Here is a 23,914-nt window from a genome sequence, read left to right as displayed (position 1 = left end):
GTGTCGCTGCGCAGACTGCGGGGTGAGAGACGCGGTGCGCTCAGTTCGCACGGCGCCATTTTTTATTGGAAATTCGGGGCGAGTCGCTCGCGTTCGATTGCGCTTCGCGGGTGTCTCCAAGGATCCGCACAGTGCAATCGGGCGCGCTCGCAAATACAGCGCGACTTCAACCTCGTCTTCCTCCAACGCCTGGCGATACGCTCAGTTCAGCTTAGCTGCCCCGATACGTACTGTACGACCACGGCGACACCAGCAGCGGCACGTGATAGTGCGCACCGGCATCGGCTACGCCAAAGCGCAGCACGACGCGATCGACGAAACGCGGCTCCGGCACTTTCGTGCCGATCGAAGCGAAGTAGTCGCCGGCGCCGAACACGAGTTCGTATTCGCCCGCAACCAGTGCGTCGCCTTCGAGCAGCGGCTGATCGCAGCGCCCGTCGTCATTGGTGGTGGTGGTTTTGAGCGCGCGGCGGACGTCGCCCGAGAGCGCAAAGAGTTCGACCTTGATGCCCGCGCCAGGACGGCCGTTCGCGGTGTCGAGCACATGGGTAGTGAGCTTTCCCATTCGCAATTTTCCTTATGTGAATGCGAGGTTTCGGCGGCAGCCCGATCCAGAATACGTTTGCGGCGGATCGAGGCTCCACGTCAGTGGCTACATACCCGTCGGCGAATTGAAGCGAGCGCCGTGACAGCCATTGTAAAAAGGTTGTTGTGCTCAGCGCGCGCGAGATAGGAAAGATAATAGCTGGCGCATGACAGACAGTCTTCTGAAAGCTGCGGCAAGTCGATTCATTCGACTATTGCCGCGTGTAAGGTGTACCGCCAGATCGTACCGGCGCCAAAAAACGCCCACTATATCGACAGCGTGAAGTCGGGTATCGCACCGGCATGAGTTGTCAGCATTATTTTGGCCGTCGAAGGTTACACCTGTGCGCAGCGGCGAACACGGCGAATCATGACCGCCACGTCCCGCGCGCCCCCCGAAGACGGCGGAATACGCCGGGTAACCGGGCCAACGGCGTTCGACGGGACGCGGCGGCACGGTGGCGTGCCGTCACATCGCGTTCGAACGACTTTGCACGGAAGCATTGAAGCGGAGAAACGAATGGCGATGGAACAGACGGCGCAAAAGCCGAAGAAAACGATGCTGGTCAAGCACGCGGACGTGCTGGTCACGATGGACGGCGCCCGGCGCGAATTGCGCGACGGCGGCCTGTATATCGAGGACAACCGCATTGTCGCGGTAGGACCGACGGCGGAACTGCCGCAAACGGCCGACGAGATGCTGGACATGCGCGGGCACCTGGTGATTCCGGGCCTGGTCAATACGCATCATCACATGTACCAGAGCCTGACGCGCGCGATCCCCGCCGCGCAGGACGCCGAGCTGTTCGGCTGGCTGACCAGCCTCTATAAGGTGTGGGCGAACCTCACGCCGGAGATGATCGAGGTTTCGACGCTGACGGCGATGGCCGAACTGCTGCTGTCCGGTTGCACGACCTCGAGCGACCATTTGTATATCTATCCGAACGGTAGCCGCCTCGACGACAGCATCGCCGCGGCGCGCCGGATCGGCATGCGTTTTCACGCGGCCCGCGGCAGTATGAGCGTGGGCCAGAAGGACGGTGGTTTGCCGCCGGATTCGGTGGTCGAGCGTGAAGCGGACATTCTCAAAGACACGCAACGCCTGATCGAGACGTATCACGACGAAGGCCGTTACGCGATGTTGCGCATAGTGGTGGCACCCTGCTCGCCGTTCTCGGTGAGTCGCGACCTGATGCGCGAATCGGCGACGATGGCGCGGCATTACGGCGTGTCGCTGCATACGCACCTCGCGGAGAACGTCAACGACATCGCCTACAGCCGCGAGAAGTTCGGCATGACGCCGGCCGAATATGCGGAAGACCTGGGCTGGGTCGGTCACGACGTGTGGCATGCCCACTGCGTGCAACTCGACGACGCCGGGATCGCGCTATTCGCGCGCACCGGCACGGGCGTCGCGCACTGTCCGTGTTCGAACATGCGTCTGGCGTCAGGCATCGCGCCGGTCAAGCGGATGCGTCTCGCGGGCGTGCCGGTCGGGTTGGGTGTCGACGGTTCGGCCTCGAACGACGGCGCGCAAATGGTTGCCGAAGTGCGCCAGGCGCTGCTGTTGCAGCGCGTCGGCTTCGGACCGGATGCGATGACCGCGCGTGAAGCATTGGAGATCGCCACGCTAGGCGGCGCGAAGGTGCTCAATCGCGACGACATCGGCGCGCTGGCGCCGGGCATGGCGGCGGATTTCGTGTCGTTCGATCTGCGTCAGCCGCTGTTCGCGGGCGCCTTGCACGATCCGGTCGCGGCGCTGGTGTTCTGCGCGCCGTCGCAGGTGAGCCATAGCGTGATCGGCGGCAAGGTGGTGGTGAAGGACGGGCAGTTGACGACGCTGGAACTGGCTCCGGTCATCGAGCAGCACAACCGGCTGGCAAAGACGCTTTACGAAGCGGCGGCGTAACGAAGCAGGTCGGCGAGTTTATCGGCATCCACGCGAAAGGGATGTCGATAAACGGTAGCGCACAGAATCAAGGCTTGTCGATCAGGGTTTTGGTTGCCTCGGCAACCAGACTGCGCAGCCAGCGCACTTCGTCGGAGTAATGCACGCGCTCGTGCCACAGCTGGTAATACTGCATCGGCGGGAAGTCGAGCGGGGCCGGCACCACGGTCAGCGGCAGGAACTTGGCGTAGTAATCGGCAAACAGACGCGTCGTCGTGAAGATCAGATCCGACTTGATCAGCACGTAAGGCGCCAGATTGAAGTACGGCAGCGTAACGACCACATGACGCTTTAGCCGCTCGCGCGCAAGATGCACGTCGATCGCGCCGCGTTGGCCCACCGAATAGGGAGTAGGCGCAAGATGCGGAGCATTCAGGTACTGGTCGAGCGTCAGTCCGCCGCGTTTGGCGAACGGATGCGTGTTGCTCATCAGGCAGACGATCTGATCGACGAACAGGTTCGACAGGTGCAGTTGCTCCGGTGGCTCAGGCCAGTTGCCGACCACGATGTCGAGCTTGCCGTCTTCGAGCGCGAGTTCGTAGTCGAACGCGGGTCCGAGCGAGTGAAACTCGAGCGTCGCGTTCGGCGCGGCCTGGCGAAAGCGTTCCACCACCGTCGGCACAAACAGCACGTTCAGGTAGTCCGGGCAGCCGATCCGGTAGCAACGAATGGAGGTAGCCGGGTCGAAGTTGTGCTGCTGGAATTTGATGCGTTCGATCTCGCGCAGCGCGTTCTGCACCGGTTCGAGCAGGCGCAGGCCGTACTCGGTCGGCACCATGCCGGACTTGCCGCGCACCAGCAGCGGGTCGCCGGTGATGTCGCGCAAACGGCGCAGCGCCGCGCTAATGGCGGGTTGCGATTGATTCAGTTTGACGGCCGCGCGCGTGACACTGCGCTCCATCAACAGGGTATGCAAGACGCGTAGTAAGTATGTATCGATCGCCTCGCGTTGCTGACTCATGACTTCTCCGAAATATATGTTCTGGCTGATCGAACGGGCGTGGGGGTATATGACTTTTAATATGAACGCGAAGCCGCGTCAAGAGTGGGATACCCGCAGAGCTCGCTGCGGCGGGGGTTTGCGGGAATTTTGTCGGCTCGACTGAGCGGGTCGAATTAGGTATTGTCATCCGGTTGTGGTGACGGATCGCTCGCTGGTAGGGTGGGCGGACGCGCTGCAAGCGGCAGTCACTGACGTACTACGGAATCACATGAGCGACTCTTATAGCAACGGCGCCGCCGCGCAGTCGGCAAGCAGGCCGGAACAGACGGCGCCCCGGTTGGTGCTCGAAGGCATCACCAAACAGTATCCGGCCGTGCGCGCCAACGACGACGTCACGTTGATCGTCGCGCCGGGTGAAATCCATGCCGTGCTCGGCGAAAACGGCGCCGGCAAAAGCACGCTGATGAAGATCATCTACGGCGCGGTACGGCCCGATGCCGGCGAGATCCGCTGGGAAGGCCAGCCGGTCGAGATCGCCAGCCCGGCCGCCGCGCGCAAGCTCGGCATCGGCATGGTATTCCAGCACTTTTCGCTGTTCGAGACGCTCACGGTCGGCGAAAACATTGCGCTCGCACTCGACGAGCCGTTCGATCTGAAGACGCTCGGCAAGCGCATCCGCGAAGTCTCCGCCGACTACGGCCTCGACATCGACCCGCAGCGCCATGTGCATAGCCTGACGGTGGGCGAGCGGCAACGCGTCGAAATCGTGCGCTGCCTGTTGCAGGACCCGCGTCTTCTGATCATGGACGAACCGACCTCGGTGCTCACGCCGCAAGCGGTTCGCAAGCTGTTCGAGACGCTGCGGCGTCTGGCTGCCGAAGGCTGCAGCATTCTCTACATCAGCCACAAGCTCGATGAAATCCAGGAGCTGTGCGACACCGCGACAGTGATGCGCGGCGGCCGCGTGACCGGTCACGTGAAGCCGAAAGAGGAAACCCAGGCGTCGCTCGCGCAGCTGATGGTCGGTCATTCGCTGCCTGATTACACGCGCCGCGAGCACACGCCGGGCACCGTGCTGCTCGACGTGAAGCAATTGTCCGTGGCGAGCGACGATCCGTTCGGCACCTCGCTCGATAACGTCTCGTTCGGCGTGCATGCCGGCGAAATTTTTGGCATTGCGGGCGTCTCGGGCAACGGGCAGGCGGAATTGCTGTCGGCGCTATCGGGCGAAAAGCGCGGCGTGCGGGCCGACGCGGTCACGATCTGCGGCAAGGCCGCGGGGCGTCTCGGTGCGGGCGGGCGGCGCGCGCTCGGCTTCGGCTTCGTGCCGGAAGAACGCCTGGGCCGCGGTGCGGTGCCGGCCATGACGCTGGCGGAAAATGCGCTGCTGACCGCTCATCGTCAACAGATGGTGAATTCCGGCTGGATCAGGTCAGGCGCGATGCGCGCATTCGCCAAACGCTGCATCGAGGCATTCGACGTGCGCTGCGGCGGTTCGGAAGCGCTGGCGCAGAGTCTCTCGGGCGGCAATCTGCAGAAATACATCATGGGCCGCGAGATTTTGCAGGCGCCCAAGGTGCTGGTGGTCGCGCAGCCGACCTGGGGTGTCGATGTGGGCGCGGCGGCTTTCATTCGTCAACAGTTGCTCGATCTGGCGGCGCGCGGCGTGGCGATACTGGTGATTTCCGAAGAACTGGAAGAATTGTTCGACATTTGCGACCGCCTCGCGGTGCTTGCCCGCGGCAGGCTCTCGCCGGTGCGTGCCACCGGCGCGACCAATGCCGAGGAAATCGGCCGCTGGATGGCGGGGCTGTTCGGCGACCGCGAGGGCGCGGCGCCGTCGGCGGAACAACCCGCCCACGCGTGACGTTCCTCAACGCCAGAAACCAACATAACCACACGCTCCCATGATTCTTCCGTATCGACTCGAAGCACGCACGACGCCCTCGCGCACGATGCAGATTGCCGTGCCGCTGATCGCCGCGTTGCTCACACTCGCGATCGGCTTTCTGATCTTCAGCCTCGTCGGCCGCGACCCGCTGCAGGCCATGCACGCGTTTTTTATCGAACCGCTGTCCAGCGTGAACGGCTGGTCGGAACTGCTGCTGAAGGCGTCACCGTTGTGTCTGATCGGCCTTGGCCTCGCGATCGGTTATCGCGCGAACGTCTGGAATATCGGCGCCGAAGGGCAGATGCTGCTCGGCGGGATTGCCGCCAGCGGCGTCGCGATCTATTTCGATCAGGCCAGCGGCTGGTGGATTCTGCCGGCCATGATGCTCGCCGGTGTGATCGGCGGCATGGTGTGGGCGGCGATTCCGGCGCTGCTAAAAAGTCGCTTCAATACCAACGAAATTCTCGTCAGCCTGATGCTCACGTACGTGGCGACGCAGTTGCTGATCTATCTGGTGAGCGGACCGTGGCGCGATCCGCAGGGCATGAATTTCCCGCTCTCGGAGATGTTCAGCGGCGACGCGCTTTACCCCACGTTCTCCGGCGACTGGCACTGGAAGTGGTTCCGCGGCACGCGTCTGAACGCGTCGGTGTTCGTGACGCTGATTGCAATTCCGCTGGTGTGGCTGTTCATGCGCAAGAGCTTCGCGGGCTACCGGATGAACGTCGGCGGTCTCGCGCCGCTCGCCGCGCGCTACGCTGGTTTCTCCGACAAGAAATCCATCTGGACCTCGCTGCTGATTAGCGGTGGTCTAGCGGGCCTCGCGGGCATGGGCGAGATCGCCGGCCCGATCGGCCAGTTGCAGGCGACGTGGTCGCCGGGCTACGGCTTCACCGCGATCATCGTGGTGTTCGTCGGGCGGTTGCATCCGGTGGGCATCGTGCTGGCGAGCCTGTTGATGGCGCTGCTGTACCTGGGCGGCGAAGCGGTGCAGACCTCGATGCAGTTGCCGCAGGCGCTTTCCGGTGTATTCCAGGGACTGTTGCTGTTTTGCCTGCTGGGGGCTGACCTGTTCGTGAACTACCGCGTGCGCCGCCGCTCGTTGGCCGCTCAGGCTCACTAATTCGCCCACTGATTTTTCGCCGGATCTCCATGGATATTCAACAAGCCAGCGCGCTCACCTCGAGCGCCGTCACCGCCGCGATTCCGCTGATGTTCGCGGGCGCGGGCGAACTCGTCGCCGAAAAGTCCGGTGTTCTCAACCTCGGTGTCGAAGGCATGATGCTGATGGGCGCCGTCACCGGCTACGCGGTCACTACCATCACCGGCAACCCGTGGCTTGGCGTGGTCGCTTCGATCGGCGCCGGCCTCGCGATGTCGATGCTGTTCGCGTTCCTCACGCTGACCATGCTCGCCAACCAGGTCGCCACCGGCCTGTCGCTGACGATCTTCGGCATCGGCCTGTCCGCCTATGTCGGCAAGCCGTACACTTCGGCGGCCGTGCGCGCGACGATCGACACATGGACCATTCCCGGTCTCTCGAAGATCCCGGTGCTGGGACCCGCGCTGTTCAGCCTCACGCCGCTCGACTACCTTGCCTTCCTGATGTTCGCGGTGATCGGCTGGTTCCTGTACCGCACGCGAGCCGGGCTCGTGCTGCGCTCGGTCGGCGAATCGCCGCAGGTCGCGCACTCGGTCGGGTTTCCGGTGGTAGGCGTGCGTTACGGCGCGGTGGCGTTCGGCGGCGGCATGGCCGGGCTCGCAGGCGGCTATTACTCGATCGTCAACCTGCATCTGTGGCAGGAACAGCTCACCTCCGGCCGCGGCTGGATCGCGCTCGCGCTGGTCGTGTTCGCGACGTGGCGGCCGGGGCGTCTGCTGATCGGCGCGTTGCTGTTTGGCGCCGTGACCGGCTTGCAGTTCTACGCGCAGGCAATCGGCGTACCGGTGCCGACGCAGTTTCTCGCGATGCTGCCGTATGTCGCGACGGTCGTCGTGCTGGTGCTGATCTCGCGCAATCCGAATACGATTCGCCTGAACGCACCGGCGTCGCTCGGCAAGCCGTTTTTTTCGGCCGGCTGACGCCCAGGTTATTCCAGTTGCCGCCTCACAGGACCGACCACACGTTTCACATCATTCGATATACACGACAGGAGAAAACATGAAGAGAAGAAATCTGCTGACCGCATTCGCCTGGGGCGCGGCCTCGCTCGCGCTCGCCGCGCCGCTCGCGCAAAGCGCGCAGGCCGCCGACGCACCGGGCGTGGCATTCGTCTACCTCGGCAATCCGGGCGATGCCGGCTGGACCTTCGCGCACGACCAGGGTTCGAAGGAAGCCGAAGCGAAGTTCGGCAGCAAGATCAAGATCACCCGCATCGAAAACGTGCCGGAATCGGCCGACTCCGAGCGCGTGTTCCGCGATCTGGCGAACAAGGGCAACAAGATCATCATCGGTTCGAGCTTCGGCTATCAGGACTTCGAACTGAAGGTCGCGAAGGACTTCCCGGATACGGTGTTCCTGCACGCAACCGGCTACAAGAAGGCGCCGAACTTCGGCACCTATGACGTGCGCATGTACCAGGGCGCGTATCTGGCCGGCGTCGCCGCGGGCTATGTGACGAAGACCAACACGCTCGGTTTCGTCGCGTCGGTGCCGATTCCGGAAGTGGTCCGCAACATCAACGCGTACACGCTCGGCGCGCGTTCGGTGAACCCGAAGATCCACACCAAGGTCATCTGGATCAACAGCTGGTTCGATCCAGGCAAGGAAAAGCAGGCGGCCGAAACCCTGATCGGGCAGGGCGCCGACGTGCTGCTGCAGAACACCGATTCGAGCGCGACGCTCGCGACCGCATCGGAAAAGCACGTGCATGCGTTCGGCTGGGATTCGGACATGAAGAAGTTCGGTCCTGAGGCGCACCTCGGCTCGGTGGTCGCGCATTGGGGCGTGTACTACAACGCGGCGATCCAGCAGGTGCTGGACGGCAAGTGGAAGAACGATCCGGTGTGGTGGGGCATTCCGCAAAAGGCCGTCAACCTGGAAGATCTGAATACATCGGCGATTTCGGCTGATGCGCAGAAGCAGGTCGCAGCCAAACGTGACGAACTGGCGGGCGGCAAGTGGGACGTGTTCACCGGCCCGATCAAGGATCAGAGCGGCGCGGTGAAGGTGCCGGCTGGCAAGACGCTGACCGATCCGGAACTGCAGCGCCTGAACTGGTACGTGGAAGGCGTGGACGGTTCGCTGCCGAAGTGACGCATAGGTAATGGTCGACCAGGCGGCGGTCTCAGTAACCGCTGCTTTAAGAGCTGCGTCCAGTACGGACGCAGCTTTTTTTACGCCGGTTGTTGCGGCGGGTGTTGCGTCGAGTCTCCTTCGGGCTGGCGCGCTAGTCGATGCGCAAGCCGACCTTGATCGTCACCTGCCAGTAAGCGACTTTGTCGTCTTCGATCTGGCCCCGCGTTTCCGTCACCTCGAACCAGTGCAGATTGCGCAGTGTCTTCGACGCTTTGGTAATTGCGGTGCTGATTGCGTCGTCGATCGATTTGGTCGATGAGCCGGTCAGTTCGATTTGTTTGTAGACGTGTTCCGACATGAACTTCCTCCTTTGATCTTCGTTGGTGTGAAAAAAGTATAGGCAATGGATTGAGGCCGGCGCCCGTTGAGTGTGCGAATCATGTTGCACATCGCGTGCCCGATATGCCGGCGCCAAACGTGGCCGTTATCATGTCCGCGCAACTCAATCTGAAACCTGACGAGGCTCGAAAGTGGAAATTGGTTTTTGCGGTCCCGGCCTGATGGGCGCGCCGATGATCCGGCATCTGCTGCGCGCGGGGCATGCCGTGCATGTCTGGAATCGCACGCGGGCCAAGGCTGAGGCATTACTGGCGGATGGCGCGCAGGTGGTCGATACGCCGCGCGAACTGGCCACGCGGTGCGAGGCGGTGCTGTTGTGCGTCGCGGATGCGGCGGCGGTCGAAGAGACGGTGTTCGGCGCGGCAGGGCTTCTCAGCGCCGACGCGCCCGGACGTCCGCGCTGGATCGTCGATCATTCGAGCATCCCGCCAGCCGCAACGCGCGCGTTCGCGCGGCGTGCGGCGGCGCATGCCGGCACGGGCGCGGGCGCTGCCATTGGCTGGATCGATGCGCCCGTGTCCGGCGGCGTGGCCGGGGCGACCGCGGGCACGCTGGCGATCATGGCGGGCGGCGCGAGAGCGGATGTCGAAGCGGTCAGACCGCTGCTCGACACGTATTCAGCCCGCGTCACCCATATGGGCGAAGTCGGCGCGGGGCAGACCACCAAACTCTGCAATCAGACCATCGTCACCGCAACACTGGCGGCGATCGCCGAGGCGGTGAGCCTTGCGCAGCGCAGCGGCATCGACGCCGCAAAACTGACCGAGGGCCTTGCCGGCGGCTGGGCCGATTCGGTGCTACTGCAGATTTTCGTGCCGCGCATGACGCAAAGCGGCCTCGCGCCGATCGGCGCGTTGCGCACGTTCCAGAAGGACATCGACACGGTGGCCGCGACCGCCTATGAGACCGGCACACCGATGCCCGTGTCGTCGACGGTTCAGCAACTGCTGCGACTGGGCGCGGCGATGGGGCTCGCAGAGGCCGATCTGTCGGCTTTTATCGACGTTTTGCAGACCCCGCGCGACCGCCAGAACCCGTGACAGCACTGCGAAAGCGCCGCCAGGACGGCGTTAAAGCGCGGGCGTGCGGGTTGAATTCGCGATAACCTGCTAAAATATTGGGTTGTTCGCCGATATCACATTCAAAGGGACGCGCCGTGCTGTCTACCGCCAATATCACCATGCAATTCGGGCCAAAGCCCCTCTTCGAGAACATCTCGGTCAAATTCGGGGAAGGGAACCGCTACGGCCTGATCGGTGCGAACGGCTGCGGCAAGTCCACCTTCATGAAGATCCTGGGTAGCGATCTGGAACCGAGCTCCGGCAACGTGATGCTCGAACCGAACGTGCGCCTCGGCAAGTTGCGCCAGGACCAGTTCGCCTATGAAGACGTGCGCGTGCTCGACGTCGTGATGATGGGCCACACGGAAATGTGGGCCGCCATGACCGAGCGCGACGCGATCTACGCGAACCCGGATGCCACCGACGACGACTACATGCACGCGGCCGAGCTCGAAGCGAAGTTCGCCGAGTACGACGGTTACACCGCTGAGGCGCGCGCGGGCGAACTGCTGCTCGGCATCGGCATCGCGATCGAAGACCATAACGGCCCGATGAGCAACGTGGCGCCGGGCTGGAAACTGCGCGTGCTGCTCGCGCAGGCGCTGTTCTCGAAGCCGGACGTGCTGCTGCTGGACGAACCGACCAACAACCTGGACATCAACTCGATCCGTTGGCTGGAAGACGTGCTCAACCAGTACAACTCGACGATGATCATCATCTCGCACGATCGCCACTTTCTGAACCAGGTCTGCACGCACATGGCCGACATGGACTTCGGCACGCTGAAGGTCTATCCGGGCAATTACGACGACTACATGCTGGCGAGCACGCAGGCGCGCGAGCGTCAGCAGAACGCCAACGCCAAGGCGAAGGAACGTGTTGCCGACCTGCAGGACTTCGTACGCCGCTTCTCGGCGAACAAGTCGAAGGCGCGTCAGGCCACTAGCCGTCTGAAGATGATCGACAAGATCAAGATCGAGGAATTCAAGCCGTCGTCGCGGCAGAATCCGTTTATCCGCTTCGAGTACGAAAAGAAACTGCACAACATCGCGGTGGTGGCCGACAAGATCTCGAAGAAGTATGAGCGCCAGATCTTCAACGATTTCAGTATCAGCGTGCAGCCGGGCGAGCGTATCGCGATCATCGGCGAGAACGGCGCGGGCAAGACCACGCTGCTGCGTTCGCTACTCGGTCGACTCACGCTCGATCACGGCGTGGTGAAGTGGGCCGAGAACGCGAATGTCGGTTACATGCCGCAGGATACGTACGAAGAGTTTCCTGACGATGTCACGCTGATGGACTGGATCGACGGCTACCGCAAGGAAGGCGACGATGAGCAGATGGTGCGTGGCACGCTGGGCCGCCTGCTGTTCAATGCCGATGATATCCGCAAGTCGGTCAAGGTGCTTTCTGGTGGCGAGAAGGGTCGCATGATCTGGGGCAAGCTGATGCTGGGCCGCCACAACGTGCTGCTGATGGATGAGCCGACCAACCACATGGATATGGAGTCGATCGAATCGCTGCAGATCGCGCTTGATAAGTATGAAGGCACGCTGATTTTTGTCTCGCATGATCGCGAGTTTGTGAGCGGACTTGCTAATCGCATTATCGAAGTGAAAACCGATGGAAGGCTGAACGACTTCGGCGGGAATTATGAAGATTTCTTGTTGAGCCAAGGGGTTCAATAAGTTTTTTGCCGTACTTCTGTTTTGTTTTTGTTTGCGAAGCCTGCTCGGAGTGAGTGGGCTTTTTTTTTTTGCCTTTTGCGGCGGCATTATTGCTGGATGCCTACGGCGGTGGTTGTTTCATTTTTTATTGGTTTATTAGCGTTCCCCCTGTGCGGGGGGGGCACCTACTTTTCTTTGCCCACCAAGTGGACTTCCTTCGGGGCGCCGGCCGCAAAGAAAAGTAGGGGCGGTTTCAAAATACAAGTGCAACAGCATCAGTTAGGATGCGTGGCATGGGAAAAATATACGAACATCTGAGCGCCGAAGAGCGCGGCGTGATCTTTGCGATGAAGCTCGAGGACCGTACGACAAGCGAGATTGCGCTGGTATTGCAACGTTCGCGCAGTACGATCAGCCGGGAGTTGAGGCGCAATAACTGGAAGCCGAAGCACGAACGCAGCGCGCTGGGCAGGCCCCCGGTTGCGGGTGGATACAATGCGACTTCCGCCGGGCGCCGGGCGACGCAGCTTCGCCACAAGCCGCGTCGTGAGCGCAAGCTACGGCCTGAGGGAAGCCTGTGGAGTGAAGTGCGTGAGCATCTGGACGAGTGTCACTCGCCTGAGCAGATTTCTGCCGAACTCAAACGTAATCATCCGGACAAGCCCGCCTTGAACGCGTCGCATGAAACCATCTACAAGGCCATCTATGCGATGCCGCGCGGCGAGCTCAGGCGCGAGCTGGTAGGCCTGTTAAGACAGGGGCGTAGCGCGCGCAGGCCGCGCACGCGAGGCGAGGACCGGCGCGGCAAGCTGGTCGATATGGCAAGCATCCATATCCGGCCTCCCGAGGCCAATGAGCGGCTGATTGCCGGTCATTGGGAAGGCGATCTGATCAAGGGCGCGGGCAACGGCTCAGCCGTGGGCACGCTGATTGATCGCAGCACGCTGTTCGTGATGCTGGTGAAGATGGAAGACAGCACCGCAGAAGCCGCGTTGAAAGGCTATAGCGCCGCGTTTGCGCCGCTGGATCCGCAACTGCTCAAGACCCTGACTTACGATCAGGGCAAGGAAATGGCGCTGCACAGAAAGCTGGCAGAGGCAACCGGTATCAAGGTCTACTTCTGCGATCCGCATAGCCCCTGGCAACGCGGAATCTGCGAGAACACCAACGGGCTGCTGCGCCAGTTCCTGCCCAAGGGAGCCGACCTGTCAAAGTTCTCGCAGCGCGAGCTTGATGCCATTGCTCTGAACCTGAACCGGCGTCCTCGCAAAACCCTTGGATGGCGCAGGCCTGGAGAGGTCTTCATTGATAACTGCGCAAAGCAGGGTATTGTTATCGACCCCGCTGTTGCACTTGGTATTTGAAACCGCCAGGCAAAAGAAAGCGGCTCACCCCGCTAACTTTTAAGCGGGTCCCCTGGCTTGGAGGGTGTCGTGGCTCCGTAGAGATTGAGCCTGCGCAGCTTCCCGCCTGGGTGACAAGGCCGTCATTCCTCCGGCGGCGCTGCGCGCGCCGGGGCGGTACTTCACAAAACCAATTGGTGTGTTTCGGCGCCTCGCCGAGGCGAAGCCGATGGCGCCCACCGCGCGCAAACGAAGCCGATGGTTTCCCTGGTGGACCCATCCGCGACGCACGTAGTGCGGAGTGGGAGCGGATGATGGCTGTGTCACTGGCACTTATGGACCGAGGTGTGATCCGTTAATCGGACCACCAGCCCCTCCAAGCCAGGGGACCCACTTAAATGTTGGCGGTTTGAGCCGCTTTCTTTTGCCTACTTTTCTTTGCGGCCGGCAAAGAAAAGTAGGTGCCTGCCCCGCACAGGGGCGACGCTAATAAACCAATAAGAAAACAAGAAAAGGCCACCGCCACAGGCGAGCCAAATAAATGCCGCCGCCAAAGGCAACCAGAACGACCTACAGCCTATCGTTCACAAACCGCATGGCCGAGCCTTCCCGCTCGATGCGAACCCACACGGCGCGTTTTTCCTCTTCGCTCAGGAACACCCAGTTGGACACCTCGGCGGCCGTGCGGCCGCATCCTTTGCAGACGTCGTCAAACAGCGTGGAACAGACACCAATGCACGGGCTGTCGGGAAGATCATGGAGATTCGAGGCCATCGGAAACCTTGGGGCGGAGAAGCGAAGTTCCGCTATGTTAACCGATGCGCGCGATGCACCTCGCCACGCGTGACCAGCATGGCCGCGCTTCGCGCACGGTTGGCAGCATCCGCTGCACGTTTTGCCGCATGTTTCGGCACACGGTAGCGCCCGCCCGCATCATCGCGCGATGCTGTAGCCGATCCGCGCGATCCAGTGCTGGCGGTTGTTGTAGTCGAGCAGGTCCTCGCCGTAGCCGTTGAAGTAGCCCACCCAGACATAGCCGCCCCACGCGCTGCCCAGCAGTTTGGCAAGCGGATAGGTGAATTGCGTATCCACGCTGCCGTACCAGTGCTTGGTGCCTTTGCGCAGCGTGGTCGCAAGTTGCCAGCCGTCCGGACTGCCGTACTTGACCAGCAGGTCGACGTAGCCGCGGTAGTCGGCGATATCGGGGTTGCTGCTCGTGCCGACGTAATAATAGATCTTCGGCGAAACGGTCAAATGGTTGGCCGTCAGATCGCCGAATTCCCAGGTCGGCCGGATAAAGGGCATGTTGATGCTGCGCGAGTCCGCGCCGGCCTTGCCATTCGATTTGAAGGGCGCAAAAAATGGGCACAAAAACGGCTGCCGCAAGAAACCCGGCAGCCGGAATGAAACGGGCCGCACGGCCGGCGCGCCGCAGCAGCGGGCAGCGTCGCCGGTCATGGCGAGATACTCAGAGAATACTTACAAAGTCACTTCATTGACAGAACGGTCGAGAAACGGTCTTTCAGTTGCCGAACGCCAGTTGCCACAACAACGCGCCGTTCAGCACGATGATGAAAGCGGCAGAAAGCCAGGCGAGCACGAGCGGCACGCCGCGCACGCGCCAGTTGCCCATCAGGCTCGCATCCGACGTGTAGCGGATCAACGGCACGACCGCGAGCGGCAATTGCAGGCTCAGCACCACCTGGCTTGCCACCAGTAGCTGATTCGAGCCGTGCTGCCCGAACAGCGCGACGGCGAAGAGTGCCGGCCCGATCGCCAGCGCCCGGGTGAGCAGGGCGCGCTTCCAGCGCGGCAGCCGGATCCGCAGAAAACCTTCCATCACGGCCTGACCTGCCAGCGTGCCGGTAACGGTGGCGCTCAGGCCGCACGCGAGCAGTGCGGCCGCGAACAGGATGCCCGCCCAGTGCGTGCCGACGAGCGGGGCGATCAGCCGGTGGGCGTCCGCGAGATCGGTGACGTCGCGATGGCCGCTGGTGTAGAACACGGCCGCCGCGACAATCAGCAACGCCGCGTTGATCACGAAAGCAAATGCAAGCGAACCGAAGGTGTCCAGATTGACGACCTGTAGCGCGACCCTGATCTCGGCATCGCTGCCTTCGGGCGCATGATGTTTGACGAGCGCCGAATGCAGATACAGGTTGTGCGGCATCACCGTGGCGCCGACAATGCCCGCCGCCAGCCACACCATGCCCGCGTTGCGCAGCAGTTCGAGGTTCGGCGCGGCGCCCGCCAGCGCGGCGTGCCAGTCGGGCCGCGCCAGCGCCAGTTCGACCACGAAACACAGGCCGACAAAGCCGATCAGCGCGGCGACCACCGCTTCGAGTTTGCGCCCGCCCTTCTGCTGGAGCGCCAGCAGCGCGAAGGTGCAGACCGCGGACATCAGCACGCCGGTCGTCAGCGACACGCCGAGTAGCAATTGCAACGCGACGGCGCTGCCGACCACTTCGGCGACATCGCACGCGATGATCGCGACCTCGCTGGTCAGCCAGAGGAACAGGGTGCCGCGGCGTCCCGTGCGTTCGCGACAGATCTGCGCAAGGTCACGCCCGGTGACGACGCCGAGGCGCGACGACAGCCATTGCAGCAGCATCGCCATCACGCTCGCCAGCATCACGATGCCGAGCAGACGGTAGCCGTAGCCCGCACCCGCGCCGAGCGCGGTCGCCCAGTTGCCCGGGTCGATATAGCCGACCGCGATCAAGGCCCCCGCGCCGACAAACGAGAACCAGTGCGCGGGACGGGGCGCGCCATTACCCGGCACACGCCGACGGCGGTTCGGACGTAACGCGAACGGATTTGTGTTCATCGATGCCTTGAGGTTCAAGACTGCAACCGCTCGCAAACGACGTGCCCGCGACGCACGCGGCACGCTGCGCTGCAAGGCCTGGCGCGTCTGCCTGCGCGCGCCGCGCCGTCTTTCAAACTTCTGTCAGCTATTGTGCACCGTGCGGCGGCAGGCGGCTGACTGTCGCGTCGATGTCAGCCGCTCCGCATAGAATTGACCGGAAGCGGCCATACGCATTGCACCTATGCGGCCTGAGCGCCGCGCGTGCGCCGTCACCTGGCGGCGTGGTGGCCACTGGTGTTTATTTCGGGTAGACAGGCGCTCATAACCGGCTAAAATTGCGCCCATTTTGTAGCGGGGCGGCTGACGCTGTACCGTTTGTGCGACATCCAGGTATTTTTTTTGGAGCGCACGATAATTAATGGTAGTTTTCGGGTTTTTCAGGGGAGCCGCGCGCGGTGTGCCGCGGCGTGAGTGAGGACGACGGTCGGCTCGGGCCGGTCAGGATCGGAGAACGGAATGAAAAGACGCGTAGTGGGGCAAATGGCGGCGCTGGTCTTGTGCGCGACGCCGTGGTTGACGGCGGCAGCGAAAGACACGCAGCTGAACGTGTATAACTGGTCCGATTACATCGCCAAGGACACCATTCCCAACTTCACCAAGCAGACCGGGGTCCAGGTCAAGTACGACAACTACGACAGCGACGACACGCTGCAAGCCAAGCTCCTCACCGGCAATTCCGGCTACGACATCGTCGTGCCGACCAGCAATTACGCCGGCAAGCAGATCGCCGCAGGCATCTTCGCGCCGCTCGATAAATCAAAGCTGCCGAACCTGAAGTACCTCGACCCGTCGCTGATGGCGCTGGTCGCGGGCGCCGATCCGGGCAACAAATTCACGGTGCCCTGGGCATACGGCACGACCGGCCTCGGCTACAACGTCACCAAGGCACAGCAGATCCTCGGCAAGAGCGTGCCGCTCGATAGCTGGGACGTCCTCTTCAAGCCGGAGAACATTTCGAAGCTGAAAGCATGCGGCGTGTCTGTGCTCGACGCTCCGGACCAGATGTTCGCCGCGGCGCTGCATTACATCGGCAAAGACCCGATGAGCACGAACCCGGCCGACTATCGCGCCGCGCTCGACATGATGAAGAAGATCCGCCCGTACATCACGCAGTTCAACTCGTCGGGCTACATCAACGATCTGGTTGGCGGCGACGTGTGCTTCGCGTACGGCTGGTCGGGCGATGTCGTGATCGCCAAGCATCGTGCGGTTGAAGCGAAGAAGTCGTACAAGGTCGAGTATTACATTCCGAAGGGCGGCGCGCCGGTGTGGTTCGACGTGATGGCGATTCCGAAAGACGCGAAGAACAAGGAAGCCGCGCTCGAGTGGATCAACTACATCGAAACGCCGCAAGTGCACGCCGCGATCACCAACGCCGTCTACTATCCGAGCGCCAACCTCGAGGCGCGCAAGTACGTGGACAAGGACGTGGCGAACGATCCGGCCGTCTATCCGCCGGCCGACGTCATCAAGACCCTGTTCCTGCTCAAGCCGCTGCCGCCGGAAATCCAGCGGCTGCAAACGCGGTTGTGGACTGAATTCAAGTCCGGCCGCTAAAGCGCGGCCAGAGTGAACGGGTAAGCATCATCATGAAGCCCTCGGTGTCCACCGGGGGCTTTGTTCGTCAAACGCCGGAGTAAAGCATTGTGATGAGTAGTGACCAGTCGGGCGCGCTGGCGGGGGCCGCGGCGCCGTCCCCGGGCCTGAACGCCGTTGCGGGCGACGCAGCGGACAATTTCGTCCAGATCGTCGATGTCGTGAAGAAATTCGGCGAGACCGTGGCGGTCAAGGGTGTCAATCTGTCGGTGAAAAAGGGCGAGCTGTTCGCGTTGCTCGGCAGTTCGGGCTGCGGCAAGTCCACCTTGCTGCGCATGCTGGCCGGCCTCGAGAGCGTCACCTCGGGCAAGATCCTGATCGACGGCGAAGACCTCGCGCAATTGCCGCCGTACCGCCGGCCGATCAACATGATGTTCCAGTCGTATGCGCTGTTTCCGCATATGAGCGTGGAGGCCAACGTGGCCTTCGGTCTCAAGCAGGAAGGCGTGCCGAAAGCCGAGATGAAGGAGCGCGTGGCGACTGCGCTCGAACTCGTGCAGATGAGCCGCTTTGCGAAGCGCAAGCCACATCAGTTGTCCGGTGGCCAGCAGCAGCGCGTGGCGCTGGCGCGCTCGCTGGTCAAGCGGCCGAAGCTGCTATTGCTCGACGAACCCATGTCCGCGCTCGACAAACAGATCCGTCAGCGCACGCAGATTGAACTGGTCAACATTCTCGACAAGGTCGGCGTGACCTGCATGATGGTGACGCACGATCAGGAAGAGGCGATGACGATGGCCAACCGTCTCGCCGTGATGAGCGAAGGCGAGATCGTGCAACTCGGTACGCCGCACGAAGTGTACGAATATCCGAACAGCCGCTTTTCGGCGGAGTTCATCGGCTCGACCAATCTGTTCGAAGGCAACGTCGTCGAAGATGAACCGGATCACGTGTTCATCGAAACGCCCGATCTGCCGTGCCGCCTTTACGTGAGCCACGGCATCACCGGTCCGCTCGGCATGCCGGTGACGATTTCGGTGCGGCCCGAGCGCATCGCGCTGACCCGCAAGCCGCCCGAAGGCGCGTACAACTGGGGCAAGGGTATCGTCACGAATATTGCCTACATGGGCGGCTATTCGCTGTACCACGTGAAGCTCGAGGCCGGCAAGACAGTGATCGCGAACGTCACGAGTCTCGCGCTCACAGAAATCGATCCGCCCACCTGGGGCGACGAAGTATATGTGCGCTGGAGCGCTTCGGCCGGTGTGGTGTTGACGTCATGAAGCGCACACTCAGTTCTCTGGCGGCGTGGCCCGTGCGCCGCTTCAATCTGACTGGCCGCACGGCGGTGGTGGCCGGCCCGTTCATCTGGCTGCTGCTGTTTTTCCTTGTGCCGTTCCTGCTGGTGGTGAAGATCAGCTTCGCCGATCTGCAGCTTGGCATTCCGCCTTATACGGAACTGACGAGTTTCACGGACGGCGCGATTCATATCGCGCTCGACCTGTCGCATTACGCGTTCCTGCTCACCGACAGTCTTTATTTCGCCACCTATGTAAATTCGGTGGTGGTCGCCGCGATATCGACACTGCTGTGTTTGCTGATCGGTTATCCGATGGCGTACTACATTGCACGATCGAATCCGGCGAGCCGCAATCTGCTGATGATGGCCGTGATGCTGCCGTTCTGGACGTCGTTTCTGATTCGCGTGTATGCGTGGATCGGGATTCTGAAAAACAACGGTCTGCTGAATAATTTTCTGATGTCGATCGGATTGATTCATTCGCCGATCGAGCTGTATCACACGAACACCGCAGTTTATATCGGCATGGTGTATTCGTACCTGCCGTTTCTCGTAATGCCGCTCTACGCGCATCTGGTGAAGATGGACATGACCTTGCTGGAGGCCGCCTACGACCTCGGCGCAAAGCCATGGAAGGCGTTCTGGCAGATCACGTTGCCGTTGTCGAAGAACGGCATTATTGCCGGTTGTTTGCTGGTGTTCATTCCGGCGGTGGGCGAGTATGTGATTCCTGAGTTGCTGGGTGGTGCGAACACGTTGATGATCGGCCGCGTGATGTGGAATGAGTTCTTCGACAATGCCGACTGGCCGATGGCTTCCGCGGTGACGTGTGCGATGGTGTTGTTGTTATTGGTGCCGATGGCGTTTTTCCAGTACGCGCAGGCCAAGGCGATGGAGGAAAGGCGCTGATGAAGCCGAACCGGATGTTGCAGTTCGTTGCACTGGGGATTGGATTTTTGTTCCTGTATGTGCCGATCGTGAGTCTGATTGTGTATTCGTTCAACGAATCGCAACTGGTCACGGTGTGGACGCGGTTTTCGACGCGCTGGTATGCGGCGTTACTGCAGGATGACGAGCTGATTGCGGCGGCCTGGCTGTCGTTGCGAGTGGCGTTGCTGACGGCGTTTGCTTCGGTGATTATCGGCACATGGGCGGGGTTTGTTCTGGCCCGGATGGGGCGGTTCCGTGGCTTCACGCTGTATACGGGGATGATCAATGCGCCGCTGGTGATACCCGAGGTGATTCAGGGGATTTCGCTGCTGCTGTTGTTCATCGAAATGGCCAAGTGGTTGGGATGGCCTGCCGGGCGTGGCATTTTTACGATCTGGATCGGGCACGTGATGCTGTGTATTTCTTATGTGGCCATCATCGTGCAGTCACGTGTGAAGGAGTTGAATCCTTCGCTTGAGGAAGCCGCGCTGGATCTTGGGGCTACGCCGCTTAAGGTGTTTTTCTTTATTACGTTGCCGTTGATTTCGCAGGCTCTGATTTCTGGGTGGTTGTTGTCGTTTACCTTGTCGATCGATGATCTGGTTTTGTCGGCGTTTCTGTCCGGGCCAGGGTCGACTACGCTGCCGCTGGTTGTGTTTTCCCGGGTCAGGCTTGGGTTGAATCCGGAGATGAATGCGTTGGCTACTCTGTTTATTGCCGTTGTCACAGTTGGGGTGGTGGTGGTTAATTATTTTATGCAACGGGCAGAGAGGAAGAGGTCATTGATAGGTTTCGCGTAGCGGGGATGGTTTTTTTTGCCTTTGACGGCGGCATTTCCTTGTGCCTTCGGCCAAAGAGGCAAGAACCAGGAAATGCCGCCTGCCAAAAGGCAAAAAAAAACCTTAAACCTTATACCCAATCCGAACCCCACCCCAATGCCGCCCGGCAACAAACACCGGCGCTGAAGCGTCCTTCATCAAAACAAACTCCCCGCCGCCCATATCGCGGCGATACGTTTGCAACAAAAACTTCTTAACATTCAAGGCGGCCGCCATCCCCGTCCGATCATCGAACATCCGCCGGTTACGGCAGTTAGCCATATTCCAAACCACATCCTCGCGCTGCGGCAAAGAAAACTTCCGATTGTGAGTCGGCAAATACCCCCGCGAATCAATCGCGGCACAAAACGCGACACGTGGATCAAGCCCGAGCAAAGGCTCCTGAATCGCCGGCAAAACCCGGTCGGTAAAAGCAGTAAACCGCGTCATGAACTGCGCAGGATTGCTCCCGGCAACGGGCACATAGTTCTGATCGAACAGATCCTCAATCGACACCTCACCCCGGGCAACCGCCGCTTCAAATAACTTGCTGACCGTCGCCGCCGCCTGCTGCACCGCTTCGATAAACCGCGTGTCCGCCGTCTCCACGCCCGTCGCGGCGGTCAGTTCGATCAACGTCTCGGACACGTCAAGCAGATTGCCCAGCCGGTCCTTCGCCTGCACGAAATTCTCGCTCGAATCCTCGACGCCGCTTGCCATCTCCAGCACCTGCGCCTCAAGCCCGTTGCATTGCGTCTCGATCTCGCCGGTCAGCGCGGCAATCTGCCCGGCCTCGTCGTTCAGCTGCGTAATCGCATCGCCAGTCGCATGCACGACGTCACCGAGCTTGCGCGTGCCTTCGCGCACCCGGTGCGCCCGGGCCGTGTTGACGGAACCCTCGCTGATCAACTGCTCAGTCTGCTGGGTGAGCTGCGCCAGCGTCGTTTCGATCTGGCCAGTCGCTTTCGCGGTCTTCGCCGACAGATTCTTCACCTCGGCCGCCACCACCGCGAAACTCTTGCCGGAGTCGCCCGCACGAGCGGCTTCAATCGCCGCGTTCAGCGCCAGCAGATGGGTCTGGCGGGCGATCAGCGAGATCTCCTCGGAGACGCGGCTCACGTGCGCGAGCGCGCTGCGCAACGCGCCGATCTGGCTCTCGATCACCGTCACGCCTTCCACCAGCCCGTGGATGTCGGCAAGCGATGCCTCCAGCGTCTGCTGCGACGCCTCCACGCCTGTGGCAGCCTCGGCCGTCACGCTGCGCATCTCGCGCGCGGCAGCGGCAATCCGGTGATTGCCCGCCATGGTCTGCGCGGCGGATTCGCGCAGCGCCCGGCAGACCTGCGCCTGGCGCTGCACCCGTGCGGCGACTTCTTCGACGTGGCCCGATACGTCGCAGATTTCAATCCCCAGTTTGCCGGCTTGCGCAGCAATGTCGCCCACAACCGTGTGCGAACGGCCGCCCCGGCGAAAGCTGAATCGCGACATGGTCGTCTCCTTGATGGCGCGGATTTGTCTTCTCGATTGGCACGGCTATCCGACTCGGATGCCGCGTCTTCTCGCTACGTTTACGGCAAACTTGCAGCCGACTTGATGCGGGGTATCCCGGGGTCGTTATGATGTGCGGTCGACGTGCGAAGTCGCCACCTCCCTTCGCCGCCGTTCCTTTCTCTCACCAGCGAACCATGATCGATTCCTTCGCGCGCGTCTCGGGCTGGCAGCAGCTCTATCACCTGTGGGAGCTGATCGTGATGCTCTGCAAATTTCTCTGGGGCTTGTTGCGCTTGCTCGGCGGCGGTTGAAAACGCACGCAGGAGCGCTTGCGGCCGAGCGCGCCGATACGCGTCGCAGCTGCCCCTCAGCCGCCTGCGGCATCAGGGTGCGAAGCGATAATCGTGCGGTCGCACGCGCCGCGCGCGCTTGCGAAAACTGAAGGAAAAGCCCGGCCAGATGGCGGTCACCTTGCCGCTCTTCGTCTGATAATAGCTATGGCAGCCGCTGGCCCAGACGGAGTGCTGCATCGCTTTCTGCAAACGGGCATTGAAGTCGCGCTGGACATCGGGCCGCAGGTTCATCGTGCGAGCCTTGCGTCGACGCAACACGCGCAGGCAATCGGCGATGTATTGCACCTGCGACTCGATCATGTAGAGCAACGAGTTGTGGCCGAGGCCCGTATTCGGGCCGACGATCATGAAGAAATTCGGGAAGTTCGCCACGCTGGTGCCGAGGTAGGCCTCCGGGCCGTCGCGCAGCCACATCGCGCTGAGATCGGCGCCGTCGATGCCGGTTAGCTCGAACGGCGCGGGCACGTCGTTGACCTGGAAACCCGTGCCGCAGATGATCGCGTCGGCGCGATGGTGCACGCCGTCTTCGGTGAGGATGCCATCGGCAACGATTTCGCGGATGCCAGTCGTCACCACGTCGACGTTCGGCTGGCCGAGCGCCGGATAATAATCGCTCGAAAGCAACACGCGCTTGCAGCCGAACCGGTAGTTCGGCGTCAGCTTGGCGCGCAGCGCCGGATCCTTGACGCGCCGCTCCAGATAGCTCAAGCCGAATTTCATTGGAAACTTCAGCAGCTTTGGGTTGACCACGAAGGCGATCGCGCGCGATTCGAGTTGCCAGTAGATCGCACTGCGCACGAAACGCTGCGTGAACGGCAGATGCTGGAACAACCAGCGTGCCCGCGCGCCGATCGGCTTGTCGGGCTTCGGCATGATCCAAGGCGCGGTGCGCTGGAACAGTTCGAGTTGGGCGACGCGTGGCTGGATTTTCGGCACGAACTGGATCGCGCTCGCGCCGGTGCCAATCACCGCGACTCGCTTGCCTTCGAGCGGATACGCATGGTCCCAGCGCGCCGAATGAAACAGCTTGCCCTCGAAACGCTCGAGCCCGGGAATCCGCGGCATGGCCGGCCGTGACAACGGACCGCTCGCCGCGATCAGCACGTCGGCCTCAATCTGTTCGCGCAGGCCGTTCGAGTCGATTTCTATTTGCCAGCTCTGCCGTGCTTCGTCAAAACGCGCGGCAGCCACGCGCGTATTGAAACGCACGAAACGCTCGACGCCGTACTTGCGCGCGCAATGCTTCAGGTAGGCGAAAATCTCCGCCTGATTGGCAAATGCGCGCGACCACGCCGGGTTCGGTTCGAATGAAAATGAATACAGATGCGAGGGCACGTCGCAGGTGGCACCCGGATAGGTGTTGTCGCGCCATGTGCCGCCAAGATCGGCGGCCGCCTCGTAAATGGTGAACGACGTGATGCCCATCTGCTGAAGGCGAATTGCCATGCCGATTCCCGCAAAACCGCTGCCGACAATGGCGATGCGTGGCGCGGCGGGCAGGGCGGATGAGGCTGGCGTCACGGCGGGGTCTCCGGAGTCGGGCGG

The 23,914-nt window shown here is 61.9% G+C and carries 19 protein-coding genes and 1 pseudogene; 12 read left to right on the top strand and 8 right to left on the bottom strand.

The genetic code is table 11. The features are described 5' to 3' along the window. Nucleotides 1–211: 211 nt before the first annotated feature. On the bottom strand, nt 212–565 hold the full coding sequence (gene uraH / locus PQR27_RS12320) for a hydroxyisourate hydrolase (RefSeq protein WP_408523921.1): 354 nt from the start codon (nt 563–565) through the stop codon (nt 212–214). Nucleotides 566–1,105: 540 nt separating this feature from the next. Between uraH and PQR27_RS12315 the strand changes: the two genes are divergently transcribed. After that, complete coding sequence (locus PQR27_RS12315) at nt 1,106–2,494, top strand: 8-oxoguanine deaminase (RefSeq protein WP_408523920.1); 1,389 nt, start codon at nt 1,106–1,108, stop codon at nt 2,492–2,494. 67 nt (nt 2,495–2,561) lie between these two features. Here PQR27_RS12315 and PQR27_RS12310 read toward each other — a convergent pair whose 3' ends face one another. Further along, a complete protein-coding gene (locus PQR27_RS12310) occupies nt 2,562–3,494 on the bottom strand; it encodes a LysR substrate-binding domain-containing protein (protein WP_074764203.1) in 933 nt (310 codons plus the stop codon). A gap of 250 nt (nt 3,495–3,744) precedes the next feature. Here PQR27_RS12310 and PQR27_RS12305 point away from each other — a divergent pair, with 250 nt between their 5' ends. The 4 genes from PQR27_RS12305 (at nt 3,745) to PQR27_RS12290 (ending at nt 8,623) form a co-directional block, all read left to right on the top strand. Beyond that, nucleotides 3,745–5,343 carry an ABC transporter ATP-binding protein gene (locus PQR27_RS12305; protein ID WP_408523919.1) on the top strand — a complete coding sequence of 533 codons (1,599 nt, stop codon included), beginning with the start codon at nt 3,745–3,747 and terminating at the stop codon, nt 5,341–5,343. A gap of 40 nt (nt 5,344–5,383) precedes the next feature. Beyond that, entirely contained in the window at nt 5,384–6,490 is a 1,107-nt protein-coding gene (locus PQR27_RS12300; protein WP_408523918.1) for an ABC transporter permease, read from the top strand. Nucleotides 6,491–6,519: 29 nt separating this feature from the next. After that, nucleotides 6,520–7,449 (top strand): ABC transporter permease, encoded by a 930-nt coding sequence (locus PQR27_RS12295; protein WP_408523917.1) that lies wholly within the window; start codon nt 6,520–6,522, stop codon nt 7,447–7,449. Nucleotides 7,450–7,528: 79 nt separating this feature from the next. Continuing rightward, nucleotides 7,529–8,623, top strand: a complete 1,095-nt coding sequence (locus PQR27_RS12290; protein ID WP_408523916.1) for a BMP family ABC transporter substrate-binding protein — start codon at nt 7,529–7,531, stop codon at nt 8,621–8,623. Between the two features lie 133 nt (nt 8,624–8,756). Here PQR27_RS12290 and PQR27_RS12285 read toward each other — a convergent pair whose 3' ends face one another. Beyond that, the gene (locus tag PQR27_RS12285; RefSeq protein WP_408523915.1) at nt 8,757–8,963 is read right to left on the bottom strand and encodes a dodecin; all 207 of its coding nucleotides are present in this window, start codon (nt 8,961–8,963) and stop codon (nt 8,757–8,759) included. 172 nt (nt 8,964–9,135) lie between these two features. Here PQR27_RS12285 and PQR27_RS12280 point away from each other — a divergent pair, with 172 nt between their 5' ends. From PQR27_RS12280 to PQR27_RS12270, 3 genes are all read left to right on the top strand, one after another. Beyond that, nucleotides 9,136–10,044, top strand: coding sequence for an NAD(P)-dependent oxidoreductase (locus PQR27_RS12280; RefSeq protein ID WP_408523914.1), 909 nt, complete (start codon nt 9,136–9,138; stop codon nt 10,042–10,044). Between the two features lie 116 nt (nt 10,045–10,160). Continuing rightward, entirely contained in the window at nt 10,161–11,753 is a 1,593-nt protein-coding gene (locus tag PQR27_RS12275) for an ABC-F family ATPase (protein WP_408523913.1), read from the top strand. Between the two features lie 272 nt (nt 11,754–12,025). Next, entirely contained in the window at nt 12,026–13,096 is a 1,071-nt protein-coding gene (locus tag PQR27_RS12270; protein WP_408523912.1) for an IS30 family transposase, read from the top strand. A gap of 549 nt (nt 13,097–13,645) precedes the next feature. Here the strand turns inward: PQR27_RS12270 and PQR27_RS12265 are convergent. From PQR27_RS12265 to PQR27_RS12255, 3 genes and pseudogenes are all read right to left on the bottom strand, one after another. Beyond that, on the bottom strand, nt 13,646–13,849 hold the full coding sequence (locus PQR27_RS12265) for a DUF1289 domain-containing protein (RefSeq protein ID WP_408523911.1): 204 nt from the start codon (nt 13,847–13,849) through the stop codon (nt 13,646–13,648). Between the two features lie 159 nt (nt 13,850–14,008). Beyond that, a pseudogene (locus PQR27_RS12260) lies at nt 14,009–14,422 on the bottom strand (phospholipase A); the annotation flags it as partial. Between the two features lie 175 nt (nt 14,423–14,597). Continuing rightward, nucleotides 14,598–15,902 carry an Nramp family divalent metal transporter gene (locus PQR27_RS12255; RefSeq protein ID WP_408523910.1) on the bottom strand — a complete coding sequence of 435 codons (1,305 nt, stop codon included), beginning with the start codon at nt 15,900–15,902 and terminating at the stop codon, nt 14,598–14,600. A gap of 498 nt (nt 15,903–16,400) precedes the next feature. On the opposite strand from PQR27_RS12255, the gene PQR27_RS12250 reads away from it, so the two are divergent. The 4 genes from PQR27_RS12250 (at nt 16,401) to PQR27_RS12235 (ending at nt 20,507) form a co-directional block, all read left to right on the top strand. Beyond that, the gene (locus PQR27_RS12250; protein WP_408523909.1) at nt 16,401–17,501 is read left to right on the top strand and encodes a polyamine ABC transporter substrate-binding protein; all 1,101 of its coding nucleotides are present in this window, start codon (nt 16,401–16,403) and stop codon (nt 17,499–17,501) included. A gap of 92 nt (nt 17,502–17,593) precedes the next feature. Continuing rightward, complete coding sequence (locus PQR27_RS12245) at nt 17,594–18,760, top strand: ABC transporter ATP-binding protein (protein WP_408523908.1); 1,167 nt, start codon at nt 17,594–17,596, stop codon at nt 18,758–18,760. Then, on the top strand, nt 18,757–19,686 hold the full coding sequence (locus PQR27_RS12240) for an ABC transporter permease subunit (protein ID WP_408523907.1): 930 nt from the start codon (nt 18,757–18,759) through the stop codon (nt 19,684–19,686). The genes PQR27_RS12245 and PQR27_RS12240 overlap by 4 nt, the downstream gene beginning before the upstream one ends. Next, entirely contained in the window at nt 19,686–20,507 is an 822-nt protein-coding gene (locus PQR27_RS12235) for an ABC transporter permease subunit (protein WP_408523906.1), read from the top strand. Before PQR27_RS12240 ends, PQR27_RS12235 begins: the two co-directional genes overlap by 1 nt. 102 nt (nt 20,508–20,609) lie before the next feature. Here the strand turns inward: PQR27_RS12235 and PQR27_RS12230 are convergent, their stop codons facing one another. Further along, nucleotides 20,610–22,013, bottom strand: coding sequence for a methyl-accepting chemotaxis protein (locus tag PQR27_RS12230; protein WP_408523905.1), 1,404 nt, complete (start codon nt 22,011–22,013; stop codon nt 20,610–20,612). Nucleotides 22,014–22,399: 386 nt separating this feature from the next. Further along, the gene (locus PQR27_RS12225) at nt 22,400–23,890 is read right to left on the bottom strand and encodes a flavin-containing monooxygenase (RefSeq protein ID WP_408523904.1); all 1,491 of its coding nucleotides are present in this window, start codon (nt 23,888–23,890) and stop codon (nt 22,400–22,402) included. Between the last annotated feature and the right edge of the window lie 24 nt (nt 23,891–23,914).

The sequence above is a fragment of the Paraburkholderia fungorum genome, from assembly GCF_046027215.1.
Lineage (GTDB): Bacteria > Pseudomonadota > Gammaproteobacteria > Burkholderiales > Burkholderiaceae > Paraburkholderia > Paraburkholderia fungorum_D.
This window is presented reverse-complemented; position numbering and strand designations above follow the sequence as displayed.